Genomic DNA, 18,566 nt, shown 5'->3' on the forward strand with positions numbered 1-18,566 from the left:
TCTATCGGTTCCGGCCTGCGCCGGAACGACGTGGCGGTTTGTTGATCTGGCACAGTACCTGCAGCCCGCCCGCGATCTAGCGTGAAGTCATCTACCAACGGAGGATGACATGACACCCCACACGCCCCTGACCGCCATCTGCCTGGCCCTGCCCCTGGCCTTGGCCACCTGGCCCGCCCGCGCCGCCCAACTGATGTCCGCCCCGGTGGCCGTCGCCACGCCGCAGGAAAGCGCCAGCCTGGTCGCTCGTCTGATGGCGCTCGACGCCCGCCAGGGCCTGACCAACGACTACAGCTTCCGCATCAGCAGCCAGCACCCCGGCGTGATCGGCCAAAAAATCACCCGCGCCCAGCACACCTACAAGAACCTGCGCGTGCTCGGCTCCGAATCGGTGGTGGTGACCAACGCCGCCGGCGACATCGTCAGCGTGTCGGTGTCCGACCGCCGTCCCGGCCTGACGCTGCAGGCCACCACGCCCGGCGGGCCGCCGCCGCCGGCGCTGCCCTCGCCGGCCGAGCTCACGCCCACGCTCAGCCCCGACGACGCCATCCAGCGCGCGGTCCAGGCCATCGCCCCCGGCGCCACCCACCGCTGGCCGCCCGGCGCCGAACTGCTGATCTACCCGGTGATGAAAACCGTGCGCAACGCCAGCGCCGCCAACAAGCCGGACGAACAACTCAACGCCCTCGACGTGGAAGAAGTGGTGGAGCGCTACGCGCTGGCCTACCTGGTGCGGCTGCGCATGGCGCTGGACGGAAAGCTGGTCTACTACGACGTGGTGGTCGACGCCCGCGACGGCGCCATCATCGCCAGGTGGCCAGCGCTGCAGACGGTGATCGGCACCGGCAACAGCCAGTACAACGGCGTGGTCCCGATCAGCACCTCGCAGATCGCCAGCGGCTTCCAGATGCTCGATCCGTCGCGCGGCAGCGGCGGCAAATTCGGCGGCATGGCCATCACCAACGCCAACCACAGCTCGCCCAACAACCCCGATCCCGGCGCCATCTACACCAACAGCAGCAACACCTGGGGCGACGGCAAGCAGTACACCGGCGCCAGCACCACCGACGCCAACGGCCAGACCGCCGCCGTCAACGCGCTGTGGGGACTGATGAACACCTACGACACCAACCGCAATGTGTTGGGATGGCAGTCACTGGACGGCAACAACACCGCCACCTACATCGCCGCCCACGTCGGCACCCGCTACGACAACGCCTTCTACGACGACAGCTGCGCGTGCATGTACATCGGCGACGGCAACAGCTTCACCAGCCTGGGCGCGATCGACGTCATCGGCCATGAAATGTCGCACGGCGTCACCGCCGCCACCGCGAACCTGATCTACGCCGGCGAATCCGGCGGCCTGAATGAATCCAGCTCAGACATCGGCGGCGAAATGGTGGAAGCTTACGCCCGAGCCGGCGGCAGCGGCACCACGGTGCCAGCCAGCGGTAACGACTGGATGATGGGCACGGAAATCAGCAAGAGCGGCCAGCCGCTGCGCTGGATGTACAAGCCGCACAAGGATGGCAGCAGCCCGGACGCCTGGAGCGCCAGCCTGAAAAACCTCGACGTCCACTATGCCAGCGGCCCGAATAACCGCATGTTCTACTTCCTGTCGCAAGGCTCCAGGGCCGATCCGGCCAGCGACTACTACAGCCCCTATCTCACGCGCACCCCGGCCGCCATGACCGGCATCGGCAACGACAAGGCCTACCGCATCTGGTTCAAGGCGCTGACCACCAAATTTACCGCCGCCACCAACTACGCAGACGCCCGCAACAAGGTACTGCAAGCGGCGCAGGAACTGTACGGCGCGGCGTCGAAGGAAGCCATCGCCGTGCAGCGCGCGTATGCCGCCATCAACGTTGGCGCGGATATCGACGAGGAAGGGGGCGGCGGCGGGGGCGGCGGTGGCGATGGCGGCGCCGTCGAGCAGATCGTCAACGGCGGTTTTGAAAACGGCGTCACCGGCTGGAACGGCAGCACCGGCGTGATCGGCGCGCACAGCGGCCAGACGCCCTACGAAGGCAAGCGCTACGCCTGGCTGGGCGGGAACGGCCGGCGCAGCAGCGAGACGCTGACGCAGCAGGTGCAGATCCCCGCCGCCGCCAGCAGCGCGCAGTTGAGCTTCGCGCTGCACATCGACACCGCTGAAACCAGCAACACCGTCTACGACACGCTGACCGTATCGCTACGCCCCGACAGCGGCGGCGGCGCCACGCTGGCCACCTACACCAACCTGACGCCGGCCGCCGGCTACCAGCTACACAACTTCGACCTGCTGGCCTACAAAGGCCAGACGCTGACGCTATCCTTCGCCATGCGCGAAGACCGCAGCAAACAGACCTCCTTCGTGCTCGACAAAGTCAGCCTGCTCACACGCTGAATCAGCGCAGCGTGACGAACACCGGGTTCGAATAGAACCACAGGCTGCGGTAATTGCGGTCGTTGATGTCGTTGAAGCGCTGGGTATTGTCGGTGGTGCTGGTGCGCTGGTCGGCCAGCGGTTCGCCGTTGGCCGTCAGTCCCGCCACGTCGGTGCCCAGGTTGGTGCCGCGCAAACGGAAGTACTGGTTCTTCGACGCCGTGGTTTCATACGTCACGCTGTAATAGCCATCCGCATCCACCTTCCAGTCGGCCGCCGTGAAACGCTTGACCACGCGCGTGCTGGCGTTGGTCGCCACGCTGTACGCCGCGCTGCCCGGCGCCGCCTTGGCGCCGACATCGCCGGCGATCAGGTCCACATGGTCCACCACCGGCTTGACGTTGGCCGCCGTGCCGCTGTCCACCGGCTTCTCGTAATTGTTCTTGGCCGGCGACTTGAAGCGGATGGTGATGGTGACCTTGTCGCCGCTCGTCACTTTCAGCTCGCCGCCCATCTCCTTGCGGTCATCCTTGCTGGCCAGGTTGAAGTCCAGCGCGTTGATCAGATCACCGTAGACCGAGAACATCTTGCCCGAGCGCAGACCGGCCAGCAGATCCTTGGCCGCAGGTTTGCCGGTGCCGCTGTTGAACACATAGTTCTTCGCGTACTCGCCGGGGAAGTAACCGCTGCTGTTACCGCCAACGATCTTGAAGTGCGTATCCGAATCGGTCAGGTTCCAGATGTGGCGACCCTCGCCCAGCAGCGCGTCCCACGGGCCGCCCAGCTTCGCCACCACGTAATCCACGCCGCCGTACACGCGCAGCAGCGCGTTGTCGTCAGTGTAGGCCGCCGTGTAGCCGCCGCGATCCGGCTCCATCTGGTTGCCCACCATGCCCTCGATGGCAAACATGATGTTCGGCGCGGCGTCGTTGAAGGCGCGGAAGTCGGCGATGCTGTAGCTGCCCTTGTTGCGCGACGGGTGATTGATCACCGCGTAGCTGGTGTCCGGATAATTTGTCTTCAGCCAGTTGAACGCCTGCAGCGCATCGTCGGCGGTCTTGTTGTAGCGCGTGTCGCCGTACTTGGCCTTCCACGCCGTCACATCGGCCGGATCGAACATGGCCACGTCACGCGTGGTGAACAGGTACTCGAACTCCTTCAGGCCCTTGGCGCCGCCGTCCAGCAGCGCGATGCCAACGTGATCGTGGGTCGGCATGTCCCACTCCACGCCGGAGAAAATCAGCTTGTCGGCATACGTACCTGCGGCCTGCAAGGCCTGGATGTGCGGCGTCTCGTAACGCTCTATGCCAACCGACATCGGAATCTGCGCCGCCAGCGTGGCGCCCTTCTCGTCGCGGGTCGACACGCGCAGGTGGTTGGACACGGCCATCCAGTCCAGGCCATAGCTGGTAAAGGCCTTGGACAAAATCTTGTCGAGCGTCTGGCTGACGTCGGCGTCTGCCGACTGCGTGGTGTGGGTGTGCAGATCGCCGGCGAGCCAGCGGCCCGCTGGCAGCGGCGGCACCGTGTTCACGGGACCGTTGTCGCCACCGCAGGCGGCGACAGTCAGGACGGCGGCAATGGCGGATGGGATCAGCAATTTTTTGAACGACATGGGTGGGTATCCTGAAGTGTAAAACAAACGAGCGGGCACCATAACATTGGTGTGTGACGGCCGAATGACCTGCTATCATCGACAGCTTGTACGCACACCCATCAGGATATAAAAATGACTATTGGCGGAAAGACCATCGACCAGGCGCTGGCCTCCTTATCGGACATGACCGCGGGCGCGGTCCCCATCGGCAAAGACGAACACCTGCAACGCATCGCCCGCGCCCAGGCCTACATGCAGGCGCAGGGCATCGCCGCCATCTACATCAACGCCGGCGCCAACCTCACCTACTTCACCGGCACCAGGTGGTACGCCAGCGAACGCATGGTGGGCGCCATCCTGCCGGCGCAAGGCGCGGTGGAATACATCGCCCCGGCGTTTGAAGAAAGCACGTTGAAAGACTTCATGCTGGTCGAAGGCGCCGTCAACTGCTGGGAAGAACATGAAAGCCCGTACGCGCTGTTCGTCGCTGTGCTGAAACGCATGGGCATCATGCCGAATACCGCACAACCACCGCGCGTGGGCATTTGCGAAAGCGCCGCCTTCTTCATCTATGACGGTATCCGCCCGCTGGCCGATGGCTACGCACTGGAAAACGCCCGCACCGTCACCGCCCACTGCCGCACGCGCAAGTCGGCCGCCGAAATCGCCCTGATGCAGCGCGCCAAGGACATGACCATGGCCGTGCACATTGCCACCGCCAGCATCCTGCATGAAGGGATCACCACCAAGGAGGTGGAAGAATTCATCGACCGCGCGCACCGCAAGGTCGGCGCGCCCGCCGGTTCGTATTTCGTCATCGTGCTGTTTGGCGAAGCCACCGCCTACCCGCACGGCGTCAGCTACGTGCAGACGCTGAAGCCGGGCGACACAGTGCTGATCGACACCGGCTGCAAACTGCACAACTACATCTCCGACATCACCCGCACCTACGTGTATGGCCCGATCAGCGAGCGTCAGCGCTCGGTGTGGAACAGCGAGAAGAAAGCGCAAGCCGCCGCCTTCGCCGCCGCACAACTTGGCGTGCCATGCGAGGAAGTGGACCAGGCCGCGCGCCGTTCGCTGGAAGCCGACGGCTTCGGCCCCGGCTACAAGCTGCCCGGCCTGCCGCACCGCACCGGCCACGGCATCGGCCTCGACATCCACGAATGGCCCTACCTGGTGGGCGGCGACAAGACGCCGCTGGACGTCGGCATGTGCTTCTCCAACGAGCCGATGATCTGCATCCCCGGCGAATTCGGCATCCGCCACGAGGACCACTTCTACATGACGGAGAACGGTCCGAAGTGGTTCACCGAACCGGCGCACAGCATCGACGATCCATTCGGCCTGCAGCGCTAAGGGCTAGCGCAGCTGGCGCACATCGGCCGCCACCTGCGCCACCAGCGGCGCCCAGTCGCCGCGCTGCGCCTGGCGGTACAGCGTGGCCGTCGGATACCAGGGGCTGCTGGCGCCCTGCTCCAGCCAGCGCCATTCGAATGGCCTCTGCAGCATGATCCACACCGGCAGCCCGAGCGCGCCGGCCAGGTGCGCCACGCTGGTGTCGACCGTGATCACCAGGTCCAGCACCGCGCACAAGGCGGCGGTGTCGGCGAAATCGTGCAGCTGATCGGCCACCTGCAACACCGGCAGCGTGTCGAGCAGGGCCTGGTCGCCCGGCCGCACATCCTTTTGCAGGCTGATGAAATCGCACGGCGCGTCAAACAGCGCCGCCAGCAGCGGCAGCGGCAGGCTGCGATTGCGGTCATTCTGGTTGTCCGCGCTGCCGCTCCAGGCCACGCCCACACGCGGCCGCGTGCGCGGCCCCAGCGCGGCGCGCCAGTGCGCCACCTTGTCCGCGTCCGGCGCCAGATACGGCGTGGCGGCCGGTATGCTGTCCAGCCGCGTGCCAAAGGCCAGCGGTAAACTCATCAACGGAATGTGATAGTCGAACGACGGCAGCGGCTTGCCCTTGGCCACGATGCGGCTGACGCCATCGAGGGTGCCCATCAAGGCCACCAGCGCCGGCCGCACCTCCAGGATCACCGTGGCGCCGCGCTGCGCCACCAGCGGCGCGTAGCGGCAGGCCTGGATGGCGTCGCCAAAGCCCTGCTCCGCGTGTAGCAGGATAGTCTTGCCGGCCAGCGGCTCACGCCCCGTCCACATGGGTTGGCGAAAATCGCGCTGCTTCTTGTGCAAGTCCAGCGTCTCCGCTTTCCAGCGGTATTCGTAATCGCGCCAGCCCTGCTGGTAATCGCCGCGGCGCAGATGCACCAGGCCGCGGTTCCAGCGCGCCAGCGCGTTGCCCGCATCGAGCGCAATCGCGCGCTCGTAGTTGGCCATGGCCTGATCGGCCAGGCCAAGCTGGTCCTGCACGCTGCCAAGATTGGTGTAGCCAGCAGTGTTGTGCGGGGCCAGCCGCACCACCTGCTCGTAGCTGTGCAGCGCCTCGTCGTAGCGCCCCGCCGCGCGCAAAATGACGCCGCGCGTCAGGTGGAATTCCGCCGCGTCCCGCTTCAGCGCCACGGCGCGGTCAATGCTGGCCAACGCCGCGTCGCGCTGTGCGGCGGCGTTGAGCGCGCGCGCATGCAGCTGCCACAATGCGGCGTCGCCCTCATCCAGCCGCAACGCGGCGGCGACATGGCGCGCCGCCGCTGCCGCGCGTCCCTGCGCCAGCTGCTCTTCGCCGTGCCGGCGGTAGGCTGCCACCTGTTCGCGCCGCAGCTTATTGGCCGTGGCCTCGGCGCGTTGCGCGTCATCGCGGCGCTCCAGCTGGCGCAGCACGGCGGCGCGGCTGGCGTGGGCTTCGTGCCATTGCGGTTGCAGCGCCAGCGCCTGATCGTAGCAATACAGGGCGTCGGCCGGCTGGCCCGCCGTCGCCATCAACAGGCCAAGGTTGTGGTGGGCTTCGGCATATTCCGGCACCAGCGCCAGTGCCTGTTGCAGGCTTTGGGATGCGTCCTCCAGCCGTCCCAGCGCATGCAGCGCGACGCCGCGCAGATTGTGCGCCTCCACGTTCTGGGGATTGATGGCCAGCGCCTGCTCCGCGCTCTCCAGCGATGGGGCGTGTTGCCCCAGTTGGCGCAGCGCGGCAGCGCGCTGCTGCCACGCCTGGTCGTCGGCGTCGTTCAGCGTCAGCGCCTGCTCGAAGCTGTGCAGCGCATCCTGCGGCCGCGCCACGGCCAGCAGCACGGCGCCGCGATTGAACCAGGTGTCGGCATCGGCCGCGTTCAGCGCCAGCGCGCGCTCGTAGCTGTCCAGCGCCTCCTCCAGCTGCTGCTGTTCCTTGAGCGCGTTACCGAGGTTGCTGTGCGCGGCCGCATCGTCCGGCGCCAGCGCCAGCACGGAACGGAAAAAGCCGGCCGCCATCTCGAAGTTCCCGGTCTGGAAGCCGACGATGCCGACGTGGTACAGCGCGTCGATGTGCTGCGGCGCCAGCTTGAGCGCCTGCTCGTAAGCTTGCATGGCCTGCGCCAGATCGCCCTGGCCATGGAATTGCAGGCCTTGAGCAAACAGCTGGTCGGCCTGGGAAGAATGTGGAGTGGTCATGAAAAACTCAGGCCTGAAGGCGCTTCAGGCGGAAATAGAAGTAGTAAGGGGCGGTAACCTGCAGCGCGCGATTCTGCGGCGGTGCGGATCACGATCCGGCGGGAGTCCCCGCGCGCCGGGCGCGGGCCCTTGTCGTTGAAGATGCGTCCTTCGGCGGTTTCGCCGGCAGCCACGCTGCCGTGCACCGGCAGACAGCCCGGCAGCGATGGCAGGCCGCCAAAAATGAGCCAGTCACGCAGGGCGAGCATCGGGCGGACGCCGATTGATGGCATGATGAAGGAGGATCTCATTCCTTCATCATGCGCCAGTTTGGCAAAAAAATCAAAGCCCGGTCGGGCGGCCCGGCCTGCGGCGTCAGGCGCGCTTCATCACCAGCGTCAGGATGTCGTAGCTGGCCACCAGCTCGTCGCGCTGGTTGGTGACCTGCACGTCCCACGCCACCACGCCCTGGCCAACGCCTTTGTCGTCGGTACGGTTGCGGTCCACCTTGCGCTTGCAGGTCAGGCGCGCGCGGATGGTATCGCCGATCGCCACCGGCGCCACGAAGCGCAGGTTGTCGAGGCCATAATTGGCCAACACTGGCCCCGGCGCCGGCGACACGAACAGCCCGGCCGCCGCCGACAGCACAAAGTAGCCGTGCGCGATGCGCTGGCCAAACTGCGTATCTTTCGCCGCCACCTCGTCGAAGTGCATGTAGAAGTAATCGCCCGAGACGCCGCCGAAGTTGACGATGTCCGCCTCGCTGACCGTGCGGCGATGCGTGAGCAGCGAGTCGCCAATCGCCAGGTCTTCGAAGTATTTGCGGAACGGATGCAGGTCATGCTCCTGCACCGCCGCGCCCCGAACGTACTCGCCGGTGACGGCGGCCAGCATGGTCGGCGATCCCTGCACGGCCGCGCGCTGGAGGAAATGACGCACCGCGCGAATGCCGCCCAATTCCTCGCCGCCGCCGGCGCGTCCCGGCCCGCCGTGCTTGAGCTGCGGCAGCGGCGAGCCGTGGCCGGTCGAATCCACCGCCGCTTCGCGATCCAGCACCAGCACGCGGCCATGCGAGGCGGCCGCCGTCGGCACCGCATATGCCGCAATCGCCGGCTCCTTGGTCACCAGCGTCGACACCAGCGAACCCTTGCCGCGCGCGGCCAGCGCCAGCGCTTCGTCGATGCCGTTATAGCTGATGATGGTGCTGACCGGCCCAAACGCTTCAACATCATGCACCGCCTCGTTACGGTGGCCGTCGCGGCACAGCAGCAGCGTCGGCGCGAAGAAGGCGCCATCGGCCACGCCCTCGCCCACCGGCTTGAAGCCGTCGCGCGCGCTGAACAGCACCTCGTTGCCGCGCGCGAGCAGCTCGACCCGCTCGGCCACGTCGCGCTGCTGGTCGCGCGACGCCAGTGCGCCCATGCGTACGCCCTCCACCGACGGGTCGCCGACGCTGACCTTGGCCAGCCGCTCGCGCAGGCGGGTGCCTACCGCGTCCACCATCTGCTCCGGCACGATGATGCGGCGGATGGCAGTGCATTTCTGCCCCGCCTTACCGGTCATCTCGCGCGCCACCTCCTTGACGAACAGGTCGAACTCGGCATCGTCCGGCGTCACGTCCGGCGCCAGGATGGCGCAGTTGAGCGAGTCCGCCTCGGCGGTGAACGGCACCGAGTTGGCGATCAGGTTGCGGTTGACGCGCAGCCTGGCAGCGGTATCGGCGGAACCGGTAAAGGTCACCATGTCGGCGCCGCCCAGCCGATCCAGCAGATCGCCGGTGCTGCCGATGACCAGTTGCAGCGCGCCATGCGGCAGCAGGCCGGAGTCGTGCATCATGCGCACCAGCGCCTCGGTCAGGTAGCTGGTGGCGGTGGCCGGCTTGCCGATGCACGGCATGGCGGCCAGGAAGCTCGGCGCGAATTTCTCCAGCAGGCCCCAGATCGGGAAATTGAAGGCGTTGATGTGCACCGCCAGTCCGCCGCGCGGCACCAGGATGTGGGTGCCGGCGAAACCGCCGTTCTTCCCGAGCGCCATGGCCGGGCCTTCGTGCAGCACATTGGACGACGGCAGCTCGCGGCTGCCCATGCTGGCATAGGCGAACAGCGTGCCGATGCCGCCTTCGATGTCGACCCAACTGTCGGCGCGGGTGGCGCCGGTCTGGTGCGAGATGGCGTACAGCGCCTCCTTGCGCTCCAGCAGATGCAGGGCCAGTGCCTTCAGGCGCGCGGCGCGCTGCTGGAAGTTCAGTTGCATCAGCGCCGGCACACCGGTCTTGCGGGCATAGGTGACCGCTTCGTCGAAGTCGATCTGGTCGGCGTGGGTGTGGTAGATGACGGCGTTGGTCAGGGCGCTGTGCAGCGGCGCGGCGGCCTCGCTGCCGATCCAGCGGCCGGCGATATAGCTTTGCAGAGTAGGTTGTGACATGTGCGGTCTCCGTTGATATTGTGATTGCGGCTGGTGGCGCGTGCTATGCGCTGGCGTTCTTGTGCAGATGCAGCGGCAGCGCGCTGTCCCATTCGACGCGTTTGCGGTCCGGCTCCGGCGCGGTCAGGGCCTCGGTTTCGCGCATGGTCCGCATCGAGCGCACGGCCAGTTCCTGATATTGCGCGGTGCCACCGGACTTCCAGGCGATTTCGTCATCGCGCAGTTCGCGCGCCACCTTGGCCGGGGAACCCATCGCCAGGCTGCGCGGCGGGATCTCCATGCCGGCGCGGACAAAGCTCATGGCGGCGACGATGCTGTCGGCACCCACCACCGCGTTGTCCATGATGACGCTGTTCATGCCCACCAGCGCGTTGCGGCCGATGCGGCAGCCGTGCAGCACGGCGCCGTGACCGATGTGGCCATCGCGCTCCACCACCGTGTCGCAGCCGGGGAAGCCGTGCATGACGCAGGTGTCCTGAAGGTTGGCGCCCTCCTCCAGAATGAGCCGCCCGAAGTCGCCGCGCAACGCGGCCAGCGGGCCGATATAACAGCGTGGGCCGACGATCACGTCGCCGATCAACACCGCGCTCGGGTGGACGTAGGCGGTGGGGTCGACCACCGGCGTAACGCCATTAATTTCATAGACCTTGACCATGCTCACACCCGTTCGATGACGACGGCGATGCCCTGCCCCACGCCGATGCACATGGTGCACAACGCGTAACGGCCGCCGGTGCGTTCCAGTTGATGCAGCGCCGCCAGCACCAGCCGCGCGCCGGACGCACCCAGCGGGTGGCCGATGGCGATGGCGCCGCCGTTGGGATTGACGTGCGGCGCGTCGTCGGCAAGGCCCAAGTCACGCGTCACTGCCAGCCCTTGCGCGGCAAACGCCTCGTTCAATTCGATGACATCCATGTCGGCAATACTGAGGCCCAGTTGCGCCAGCACCTTCTTCGACGCCGGTGCCGGACCGAAGCCCATGATGCGAGGCGCCAGCCCGGCGGTCGCCATGCCCAGCACGCGGGCGCGTTTGCGCAGGCCATACTGCTCGACGGCGGCGGAGGAGGCCAGCAGGATGGCGCAGGCGCCGTCATTGACGCCGGACGCGTTGCCGGCGGTGACCGTGCCATCCGGCCGCACCACGCCTTTCAGTTTGGCCAGCATCTCCAGCGTGGTGTCGGGGCGCGGGTGCTCGTCGGTGTCCACGACCTGCGGCGGCGCCGACGCGCGGCGCGCCTGCGGCAGGGTCACCGGCACGATCTCGTCGCGGAACACGCCGGCCGCGTGGGCGGCGGCCCAGCGCTGCTGGCTGCGCAATGCAAACGCGTCCTGGTCGGCGCGGCTGATGCCGAACTCCTGCGCCACGTTCTCCGCCGTCTCCGGCATCGAGTCGATGCCATGCGCCTCTTTCATGCGTGGATTGACGAAGCGCCAGCCGATGGTGGTGTCCTCGATCTTGGCGGCGCGCGAGAAGGCGCTGTCCGCCTTGCCCATGACGAACGGCGCGCGCGTCATGCTCTCCACGCCGCCGGCGATCACCAGTTGCGCCTCGCCCGACTTGATGGCGCGCGCCGCCATGCCCACCGCGTCCAGCGACGAGCCGCATAGGCGGTTGATGGTGCTGGCCGGGACGTCCACCGGCAGGCCGGCCAGCAGCGCTGCCATGCGGGCGACGTTGCGGTTATCCTCGCCAGCCTGGTTGGCGCAGCCGTAGTAGACGTCGTCCACGCGCGCCCAGTCGACGCCGGGATTGCGGGCGACCAGCGCGGCGATCGGCAACGCCGCCAGATCGTCGGTGCGCACGCCGGCCAGCGCGCCGCCATAGCGGCCGAACGGGGTGCGGATGGCGTCACAAATATAGGCTTCGTTCACGGTGTCTCCTTTAGTGTTTGGGGCGTTTGTCGACCACGCGACGCGCCTTGCCGGTCAGCGTGCGCTCGATGCCGTTGGGCGGCAGCGGCGTGACCCGTGTACTGACGCCAACGTTGGTCTTGATGCGCTGTTCCAGTTCGCGCCCCAGCGCCGCGGCGTCGCTGGCCGGGGTGTCCGGCCGCAGCTCGGCCAGCACTTCCAGCTTGTCCAGGTGGCCGTCGCGCGTGACCACCAGCTGGTATTGCGGCGACAGTTGCGGCATCTTGCAGATCAATTCTTCGATCTGCGTGGGGAATACGTTGACGCCACGGATGATCAGCATGTCGTCCGAGCGGCCAGTGATCTTGCCGATGCGGCGCATGCTGCGCGACGTTGGCGGCAGCAGGCGCGTGAGGTCGCGCGTGCGGTAGCGGATGATGGGCAGCGCTTCCTTGCTCAGCGAAGTAAATACCAGTTCACCCTCTTCGCCGTCCGGCAGCACGTCACCGGTTTCGGGATCGATGATCTCCGGGTAGAAGTGATCTTCCCAGATCACCGGGCCATCCTTGCTCTCGATGCACTCGCTGGCGACGCCGGGACCCATCACTTCCGACAGGCCGTAGATGTCGACGGCGTCGATGCCGGCGCGCTGCTGGATTTCGGCCCGCATGGCATCCGTCCACGGCTCGGCACCGAAGATGCCGACCTTGAGCGAGCTGGCGGCGGCGTCCAGGCCCTGGCGCTGGAATTCTTCGATGATGTTCAGCATGTAGGACGGCGTGACCATGATGATGGATGGCTTGAAGTCCTGGATCAGCTGCACCTGCTTTTCGGTCTGGCCGCCGGACATCGGCACCACCGTGCAGCCAAGCCGTTCGGCGCCATAGTGCGCGCCCAGGCCGCCGGTGAACAGGCCGTAGCCGTAGGAGATGTGCACCATGTCACCACGCCGGCCGCCGGCGGCGCGAATCGAACGCGCGACCACGTTGGCCCAGGTGTCGATGTCGTTCTGCGTATAGCCGACCACGGTCGGCTTGCCGGTGGTGCCGCTCGACGCGTGCACCCGTGCCACGCGTTCCCGCGGCACGGCGAACAGGCCGAAGGGATAGTTATCGCGCAAATCCTTTTTGCTGGTGAAGGGGAATTTGGCGATGTCGGATAGCGTGCACAGGTCGTCCGGATGAACGCCGGCGGCGTCGAAGGCGGCGCGGTAGTGCGGCACGTTGTCGTACGCGTGCTTGAGCGACCATTGCATGCGCTGCAGCTGCAAGGCTTGCAGCTCGTCGCGGCTGGCGCGTTCAATTGGCTCCAGGTCGGATGGCGCCGGGGTGCGTTGGACCATCGATGTCTCCTCGTTATATGACTTCGCCGCTGATGCGGTGCGATTTACCCCGGAACAGGGCGATCGTGCGGCCGTCCTGATTGGTGACCTTGACGTCGTAGATGCCGGTCTTGCCGGCCAGCGTTTGCTCGCTGGCGGTGGCGGTCAGCACGTCGCCCTCGCGGCCTGGCGACAGGTAGTCGATGGTGCAGCCGGCGCCCACGGTGACCTGGTTATGGCTGTTGCAGGCGAAGGCGAAGGCACTGTCGGCCAGTGCGAAGATGAAGCCGCCGTGGCAGGTGGCATGACCATTCAGCATGTTGGCGCGCACCGGCATCGACATGCGCGCATAGCCGGGAGCGATGGTGTCCAGCGTCATGCCGAGCGATTGCGAGGCCGGGTCGCGCGCATACATCGTCGCGCCGACCGACTCGGCCAAAGCCTGTTCCGGCACGCACGCGTCAGACGATGACGCGCGAGGTTGCGCCGCGCCGGCGGCGAGGTTGTCGAGCGGTTTAGTCATGGAAGCGCCCTCCGCTCATCTGCTTGCGGCGCAACAGCGGCGACACGCGGTAGCGGTCCTCGCCATAGCTGGCGGCCAGGTTGGCCAGCACGCGCACCACATGTTCGATGCCGATGACGTCCGCCCAGGCCAGCGGGCCGCGCGGATAGTTGACGCCTTTCTTCATCGCGGTGTCGGCGGCGGCGGCGTTGCAGACGCCCTGGTTGACCGCGTCCGCCGCCTCGTTGGCCAGCATGGCGACGGTGCGCATCACGGCCATGCCGGGCACGTCGTCCAGCCGCGTGACGGTGAAGCCGGCCGCCTGCAGCAGGCCGACCACCGCGTTGTAAGCCGCCAGCGAGCACTGGTCTGCGCGGGCGACCGCAATGCGCCTGGCGCTGCCGTAGTCCAGCGCGAGGTCGAACAGCACCGTATCGTCGTGGTGGTTGTCGCACGCGCGCTGGGTGGCGCTGCGGCCATCGGTAAGGTAGATGGCGGCGCCGTTGCAGTGGAAGGCTGGCGCATCATCGTGGGCGCCGGCCGCGCGCATCGTCTCCGGCGTCTTGCGGTGCGTGATGTCAATGCCGGACGCGCGCAAGCGAGCCGCCAGCGCGTCCACCACCGTGCCAGCCACCGCATGCGCGGCGCTCCCCTGCTCGATCGTGTAGCTGACGTATTCCGGCTTGGGCTGCGCCGCCTCGGCATTGACCCAGGCCACAGCGGGCGCCTCCGCAGCACCTGCCGCCGCCGGCGACACGCCGTCGCCGTAGCGATAGACGCCGCGCCCCGTTTTACGCCCAAGGAAGCCGGCGTTGACCATCTCTTGTTGCAGCACCGACGGCGTAAAGCGCGGATCGCCAAAATAAGCGTTGAAGACCGACTGCGTGACCGAGAAGTTGACGTCATGCCCGATCAGGTCCATCAGCTCGAAAGGCCCCATGCGGAAACCGCCGGCCTCGCGCAGCACGGCATCAATGGTAGCGGCATCGGCGGCCTGCTCGTTCAGCAAGCGCCAGCCCTCCGCATAAAACGGCCGCGCCACGCGGTTGACGATGAAGCCCGGCGTCGATTTGGCATGCACCGCCTGCTTGCCCCACGCGGAGGCGGTGTCGTACACGGTCTGCGCGACGGCAGCGTCGGTGGCCAGGCCGCTGACCACTTCGCACAACGCCATCAACGGCACCGGATTGAAGAAGTGCATGCCGGCCACGCGCTCCGGCACGCGCAGGCCGGCCGCAATCGCGGTGACGGAAATCGACGAGGTGTTGGTGGCCAGGATGCAGTCGTCGCCAACGATGGCCTCCAGCTGCGCGAACAGTCCGCGCTTGGCCTCCAGGTTTTCGACGATGGCTTCCACCACCAGGCCCGCCTCGGCAACCTCCTCCAGCGCGGCCGCGGCATGCAGGCGGGCGATGGCGGCGGCGCAGGCCACGGCGTCCATGCGCTCTTTGGCGACCAGTTTGTTCAGCGCGGCCGCAATTTCGGCGATGGCCTTGGCGACAGCGTCTGGACGCGTGTCGAACAGGTGCACGGTATACCCGGCCACCGCCGCCACTTGCGCGATGCCCGCGCCCATGGCGCCGCTGCCGATGACGGCGACCGCGCGGTCAGTGCTCAGGGCCGCCATCTCAGCGCCCCTTGAACTGTGGCGCGCGCTTTTCCATGAAGGCGGCCACGCCTTCGCGGTAGTCGTCGCTGCGACCCAGCTCGCTCATCATGCCGCACTCCAGCGCCAGCTGCTGTTGCAGGGTGTTGTGGCCACTGGCGTGCAAGGCCTGCTTGGTGAAGGCCAGCCCCTTGGTCGGCGCGCTGGCGAAGTGGCGCGCCATCGCCTGCACCTCGGCGGCAAAATCGGCATCCGGAATCGCGCGCCAGATCAGGCCCCAGGCCTCGGCCTTTTCAGCGCTGAGCTTTTCACCGGTCATGGCCAGGCCCATGGCGCGCGCGCTGCCGACCAGGCGCGGCAAGAAGTACGTGCCGCCGGTGTCGGGGATCAGGCCCAGTTTGCAGAATACTTCGACGAAGCTGGCCGAGTGCGTGGCCAGCACGATGTCGCACGCCAGCGCGATATTGGCGCCGGCGCCGGCCGCCACGCCGTTGACGGCGCAGATCACCGGCAGCGGCAGCGCGCGCAGCGACTGCACCAGCGGCGCATAGTTCTTTTCCACCGAGTCGCCCAGATCGACGGCCTTGGCGCCCGGCTCCACCGCGCGGTCGCCCAGGTCCTGGCCGGCGCAGAAGCCGCGTCCCGCGCCGGTCAGCACCAGCACGCGCGCGCTGCCATCGCCGGCCGCCGCGGCGGTGCGCTTCAGCGCGTGCCGCACCTCGTCGTGCATGGCCTGGGTGAAGCTGTTCAGCTTATCGGGGCGGTTGAGCGTCAGCGTGGCGATGCCGCCGCTGATCTCGAACAGGATGTTCTGGTAGTCCATGGGGTCTCCGTTTTTATTCCGCCTGGTCGAAGTCGATGACGACTTTGGCGGTGGTGGGGAAGCTTTGGCAGCTCAATACGTAGCCGCGCGCGATTTCGTAGTCCTCCAGCGCGTAGTTGACGTCCATATCGACCTTGCCTTCAATGACCTTGCAGCGGCAGGTCGAGCATACGCCGCCCTTGCAGGAGTAGCGCATGTCGAGGCCCGCGCGCAGCCCGGCGTCCAGTAGCGATTCCTTGTCCTGCTCCATGGTGAAGCTGGCGGCGTTGCCGTCCATGATGACGGTGACTTCGGTCTGGGCGTGGGCGGCAGCGCTGGTGGTGCTGGCACGCGGTTGGTGGGCGTGCCTGGGAATGCTGGCGGCGAACAGTTCGACCTTGATCTGCGCTTTCGGCAGGCCAGCCTCCTGCAGCGCTTCGGAGACGCCCAGCATCATGTCTTCCGGGCCGCAGATGAAGGCGGTGTCGATGTCCTCCACACGTACCCAGTAGCGCAGGAATTGCGCGGTTTTTTCCTTGGTGATGCGGCCGTTGAACAGTTCAATGTCCTGCTGCTCGCGGCTCATGACGTAGGCGATTTTCAGGCGGTCGAGGTAGGTGTCCTTGAGGTCCGAGAGTTCTTCCTTGAAGATGACCGACGACGAGGCGCGGTTGCCGTAGAAGAGCGTGAAGTGGCTGTGCGGTTCGGCGGCCAGCGTGGTCTTGATGATCGACAGGATGGGCGTGATGCCGCTGCCGGCGGCGAAGGCCAGGTAGTGCTTGCGGTTGGCGGCGTCCAGCGGGACGTTGAAGTGGCCCATCGGCGGCATTACCTCGATGGTGTGGCCGGCTTGCAGGTTGTCGTTGGCCCAGCACGAGAACAGGCCGCCCTGGGTGCGCTTGATGGCGACGCGCAGCGTGCGCTCCTGCGCGGCGGAGCAGATGGAGTAGGAGCGGCGCACGTCCTCGTCGCCGATCTGCGCGCGCAGCGTGAGGTGCTGGCCTTGCTGGTAGTGGAAGCTGTCGCGCAGTTCGGGCGGCACGGTGAAGGTGACGGCGATGGTGTCGCGGGTTTCCTGGCGCACGGCGGCGATGGTCAGCGGGTGGAATTTGCTCATGGCGGTTAGTGGCACTTGAAATAGTCGAACGGTTCGCGGCAGTCCAGGCATTTGTAGAGGGCTTTGCAGGGCGTGGAGCCGAACTGGCTGGTGATTTCCGTGTGCGTGGAGCCGCAGTGCGGGCACGCGACCGTCGGCGCCGGCGCGGCGTGGCGGGCGACGGCGGCTGCGGCGCTGCGGTGCGGCGGAACGGCGACGCTGGGGGACGGCGCGCCGTCGGCGCCGCGCCGGGCGGCGGCGGACGTCGCCCGCAGGCCGCTGATGTCGATCACTTTCTGCGCCGGTGGGGCGATGCCGTAGCCTTTCAGCGCGGCTTTGCCGGCGTCGCTCATCCAGTCGGTGGTCCAGGCGGGGGATATCTGGGTGTGCAGGCGCACTTGACGCATGCCGCGCGCGTGCAGGGCGTCGGTGATGGCGTCGGCGATGACTTGCATGGCCGGGCAGCCCGAATAGGTCGGCGTGATGGTGATGTCGCAGGCGCCGTCGTCGCCTACGCGGACGCTGCGCACGATGCCCAGGTCGACGATGCTGATGACCGGGATTTCTGGATCGGGAACTTCGCCGAGCCAGGCCAGGATTTGCTCAGCATGGGCCCCGGCTTTCGCCGGGGCGACGGTGGCGGCGCCGGCGCTGCTGATGGCCGGCGTAACGGCTGTGATGGCGTGCGTGGCGGCTTTCATGGGCGGCTCGCGCTTACCAGGTAGCGCCGGGATAGGCGCGCTGCAGGAACTGCATCTCGGCCAGAATGTAGCCCAGGTGCTCGCTGTGGCGGCCTTGCTTGCCGCCCTTCTGCATCCACGCGTCGGCGGGCGGCATGGTCAGCGTGGCTTCGGCAAAGATCTCCGCCACGTGCGCTAGCCATTGCGCGCGCAGCTGCTCGGCGGCCGGCGCGACGCCGGCGGCGATCATGGCCTCATCCACTTCGTCGTAGGCGAACACTTCGCCGCTATACATCCACAGCGCGTCAACGGCGGCCTGGGTCTTGGCGTGGCTGATCTCCGTGCCGTCGCCCATGCGCACGATCAAGTCGCCGCTGCGGCGCAGGTGATAGGTCACTTCCTTGAGCGACTTCTCGGCGATGGCGGCGATGCGCGCGTCGCTGCTGCGCGTCAGGCCCTCGATCAGGAAGTAGTGCCAGGTGTCGAAATAGAACTGCCGTACCAGCGTGTCGGCATAATTACCGTTCGGCTGTTCCAGCAGCAGGCAATTCTTGAAGTCGTGGGCGTCGCGCAGATAGGCCAGCTTGTCCTCGTCGCGACCGGCGCCTTCCAGTTCGGCGGCGTACTCGTACCACAGGCGGGTCTGGCCCAGCAGGTCCAGCGCGACGTTGGTCAGCGCCATGTCCTCCTCCAGCGCGGGGCCTTTGCCGCACCATTGCGACAGCTGCTGGCTGAGGATCAGCGCATTGTCGCCAAGGCGCAGCAGGTAATTGACTTTGTGGTCCATGGCG

General features: G+C 67.0%; 15 protein-coding genes. 2 read left to right on the forward strand and 13 right to left on the reverse strand.

Annotation, left to right across the window (positions count from 1 at the left end; genetic code table 11):
- The first annotated feature begins 109 nt into the window (after positions 1-109).
- The gene (locus FHW58_RS15535) at positions 110-2,392 is read left to right on the forward strand and encodes a M4 family metallopeptidase (RefSeq protein WP_373996682.1); all 2,283 of its coding nucleotides are present in this window, start codon (positions 110-112) and stop codon (positions 2,390-2,392) included.
- A 1-nt stretch (position 2,393) separates the two neighbouring features.
- Here FHW58_RS15535 and FHW58_RS15540 read toward each other — a convergent pair whose 3' ends face one another.
- A complete protein-coding gene (locus FHW58_RS15540; protein ID WP_179674025.1) occupies positions 2,394-3,986 on the reverse strand; it encodes an S-layer protein in 1,593 nt (530 codons plus the stop codon).
- Positions 3,987-4,100: 114 nt separating this feature from the next.
- On the opposite strand from FHW58_RS15540, the gene FHW58_RS15545 reads away from it, so the two are divergent.
- The gene (locus FHW58_RS15545) at positions 4,101-5,327 is read left to right on the forward strand and encodes a Xaa-Pro peptidase family protein (RefSeq protein ID WP_179674026.1); all 1,227 of its coding nucleotides are present in this window, start codon (positions 4,101-4,103) and stop codon (positions 5,325-5,327) included.
- A gap of 3 nt (positions 5,328-5,330) precedes the next feature.
- On the opposite strand, the gene FHW58_RS15550 is transcribed toward FHW58_RS15545, so the two are convergent.
- The 12 genes from FHW58_RS15550 to paaC all read right to left on the reverse strand — a co-directional run bounded on the left by FHW58_RS15550 (position 5,331) and on the right by paaC (position 18,562).
- On the reverse strand, positions 5,331-7,514 hold the full coding sequence (locus FHW58_RS15550) for a tetratricopeptide repeat protein (protein ID WP_179674027.1): 2,184 nt from the start codon (positions 7,512-7,514) through the stop codon (positions 5,331-5,333).
- Positions 7,511-7,804: a hypothetical protein gene (locus FHW58_RS15555; RefSeq protein ID WP_229265337.1), complete on the reverse strand. Its 294-nt coding sequence runs from the start codon at positions 7,802-7,804 to the stop codon at positions 7,511-7,513. Before FHW58_RS15555 ends, FHW58_RS15550 begins: the two co-directional genes overlap by 4 nt.
- 64 nt (positions 7,805-7,868) lie before the next feature.
- Positions 7,869-9,917, reverse strand: a complete 2,049-nt coding sequence (paaZ, locus tag FHW58_RS15560) for a phenylacetic acid degradation bifunctional protein PaaZ (RefSeq protein ID WP_179674028.1) — start codon at positions 9,915-9,917, stop codon at positions 7,869-7,871.
- Between the two features lie 43 nt (positions 9,918-9,960).
- Complete coding sequence (locus FHW58_RS15565) at positions 9,961-10,572, reverse strand: phenylacetic acid degradation protein PaaY (RefSeq protein ID WP_179674029.1); 612 nt, start codon at positions 10,570-10,572, stop codon at positions 9,961-9,963.
- Between the two features lie 2 nt (positions 10,573-10,574).
- Positions 10,575-11,789, reverse strand: coding sequence for a 3-oxoadipyl-CoA thiolase (gene pcaF, locus FHW58_RS15570; protein WP_179674030.1), 1,215 nt, complete (start codon positions 11,787-11,789; stop codon positions 10,575-10,577).
- Between the two features lie 10 nt (positions 11,790-11,799).
- Positions 11,800-13,110: a phenylacetate--CoA ligase PaaK gene (paaK, locus tag FHW58_RS15575; RefSeq protein WP_179674031.1), complete on the reverse strand. Its 1,311-nt coding sequence runs from the start codon at positions 13,108-13,110 to the stop codon at positions 11,800-11,802.
- A gap of 13 nt (positions 13,111-13,123) precedes the next feature.
- Entirely contained in the window at positions 13,124-13,504 is a 381-nt protein-coding gene (gene paaI / locus FHW58_RS15580; RefSeq protein ID WP_229265371.1) for a hydroxyphenylacetyl-CoA thioesterase PaaI, read from the reverse strand.
- A gap of 100 nt (positions 13,505-13,604) precedes the next feature.
- Positions 13,605-15,218 (reverse strand): 3-hydroxyacyl-CoA dehydrogenase PaaH, encoded by a 1,614-nt coding sequence (paaH, locus tag FHW58_RS15585; protein WP_179674033.1) that lies wholly within the window; start codon positions 15,216-15,218, stop codon positions 13,605-13,607.
- Position 15,219: 1 nt separating this feature from the next.
- Positions 15,220-16,020 (reverse strand): 2-(1,2-epoxy-1,2-dihydrophenyl)acetyl-CoA isomerase PaaG, encoded by an 801-nt coding sequence (gene paaG, locus FHW58_RS15590; RefSeq protein ID WP_179674034.1) that lies wholly within the window; start codon positions 16,018-16,020, stop codon positions 15,220-15,222.
- Positions 16,021-16,033: 13 nt separating this feature from the next.
- Positions 16,034-17,116 (reverse strand): 1,2-phenylacetyl-CoA epoxidase subunit PaaE, encoded by a 1,083-nt coding sequence (gene paaE / locus FHW58_RS15595; protein WP_179674035.1) that lies wholly within the window; start codon positions 17,114-17,116, stop codon positions 16,034-16,036.
- 5 nt (positions 17,117-17,121) lie between these two features.
- A complete protein-coding gene (paaD, locus tag FHW58_RS15600; RefSeq protein WP_179674036.1) occupies positions 17,122-17,796 on the reverse strand; it encodes a 1,2-phenylacetyl-CoA epoxidase subunit PaaD in 675 nt (224 codons plus the stop codon).
- 13 nt (positions 17,797-17,809) lie between these two features.
- A complete protein-coding gene (gene paaC / locus FHW58_RS15605) occupies positions 17,810-18,562 on the reverse strand; it encodes a 1,2-phenylacetyl-CoA epoxidase subunit PaaC (protein WP_179674037.1) in 753 nt (250 codons plus the stop codon).
- Positions 18,563-18,566 lie beyond the last annotated feature (4 nt).

The sequence above is a fragment of the Duganella sp. 1224 genome, assembly GCF_013408245.1.
In the GTDB taxonomy this organism is placed as follows: domain Bacteria; phylum Pseudomonadota; class Gammaproteobacteria; order Burkholderiales; family Burkholderiaceae_D; genus Rugamonas.

Coding starts and splice junctions, on each gene's coding strand:
- FHW58_RS15535 (WP_373996682.1), top strand. CDS start 110: ATGACACCCCACACGCCCCTGACCGCCATCTGCCTGGCCCTGCCCCTG.
- FHW58_RS15540 (WP_179674025.1), bottom strand. CDS start 3,986: ATGTCGTTCAAAAAATTGCTGATCCCATCCGCCATTGCCGCCGTCCTG.
- FHW58_RS15545 (WP_179674026.1), top strand. CDS start 4,101: ATGACTATTGGCGGAAAGACCATCGACCAGGCGCTGGCCTCCTTATCG.
- FHW58_RS15550 (WP_179674027.1), bottom strand. CDS start 7,514: ATGACCACTCCACATTCTTCCCAGGCCGACCAGCTGTTTGCTCAAGGC.
- FHW58_RS15555 (WP_229265337.1), bottom strand. CDS start 7,804: ATGAGATCCTCCTTCATCATGCCATCAATCGGCGTCCGCCCGATGCTC.
- paaZ (WP_179674028.1), bottom strand. CDS start 9,917: ATGTCACAACCTACTCTGCAAAGCTATATCGCCGGCCGCTGGATCGGC.
- FHW58_RS15565 (WP_179674029.1), bottom strand. CDS start 10,572: ATGGTCAAGGTCTATGAAATTAATGGCGTTACGCCGGTGGTCGACCCC.
- paaK (WP_179674031.1), bottom strand. CDS start 13,110: ATGGTCCAACGCACCCCGGCGCCATCCGACCTGGAGCCAATTGAACGC.
- paaI (WP_229265371.1), bottom strand. CDS start 13,504: ATGTATGCGCGCGACCCGGCCTCGCAATCGCTCGGCATGACGCTGGAC.
- paaH (WP_179674033.1), bottom strand. CDS start 15,218: ATGGCGGCCCTGAGCACTGACCGCGCGGTCGCCGTCATCGGCAGCGGC.
- paaG (WP_179674034.1), bottom strand. CDS start 16,020: ATGGACTACCAGAACATCCTGTTCGAGATCAGCGGCGGCATCGCCACG.
- paaE (WP_179674035.1), bottom strand. CDS start 17,116: ATGAGCAAATTCCACCCGCTGACCATCGCCGCCGTGCGCCAGGAAACC.
- paaD (WP_179674036.1), bottom strand. CDS start 17,796: ATGAAAGCCGCCACGCACGCCATCACAGCCGTTACGCCGGCCATCAGC.
- paaC (WP_179674037.1), bottom strand. CDS start 18,562: ATGGACCACAAAGTCAATTACCTGCTGCGCCTTGGCGACAATGCGCTG.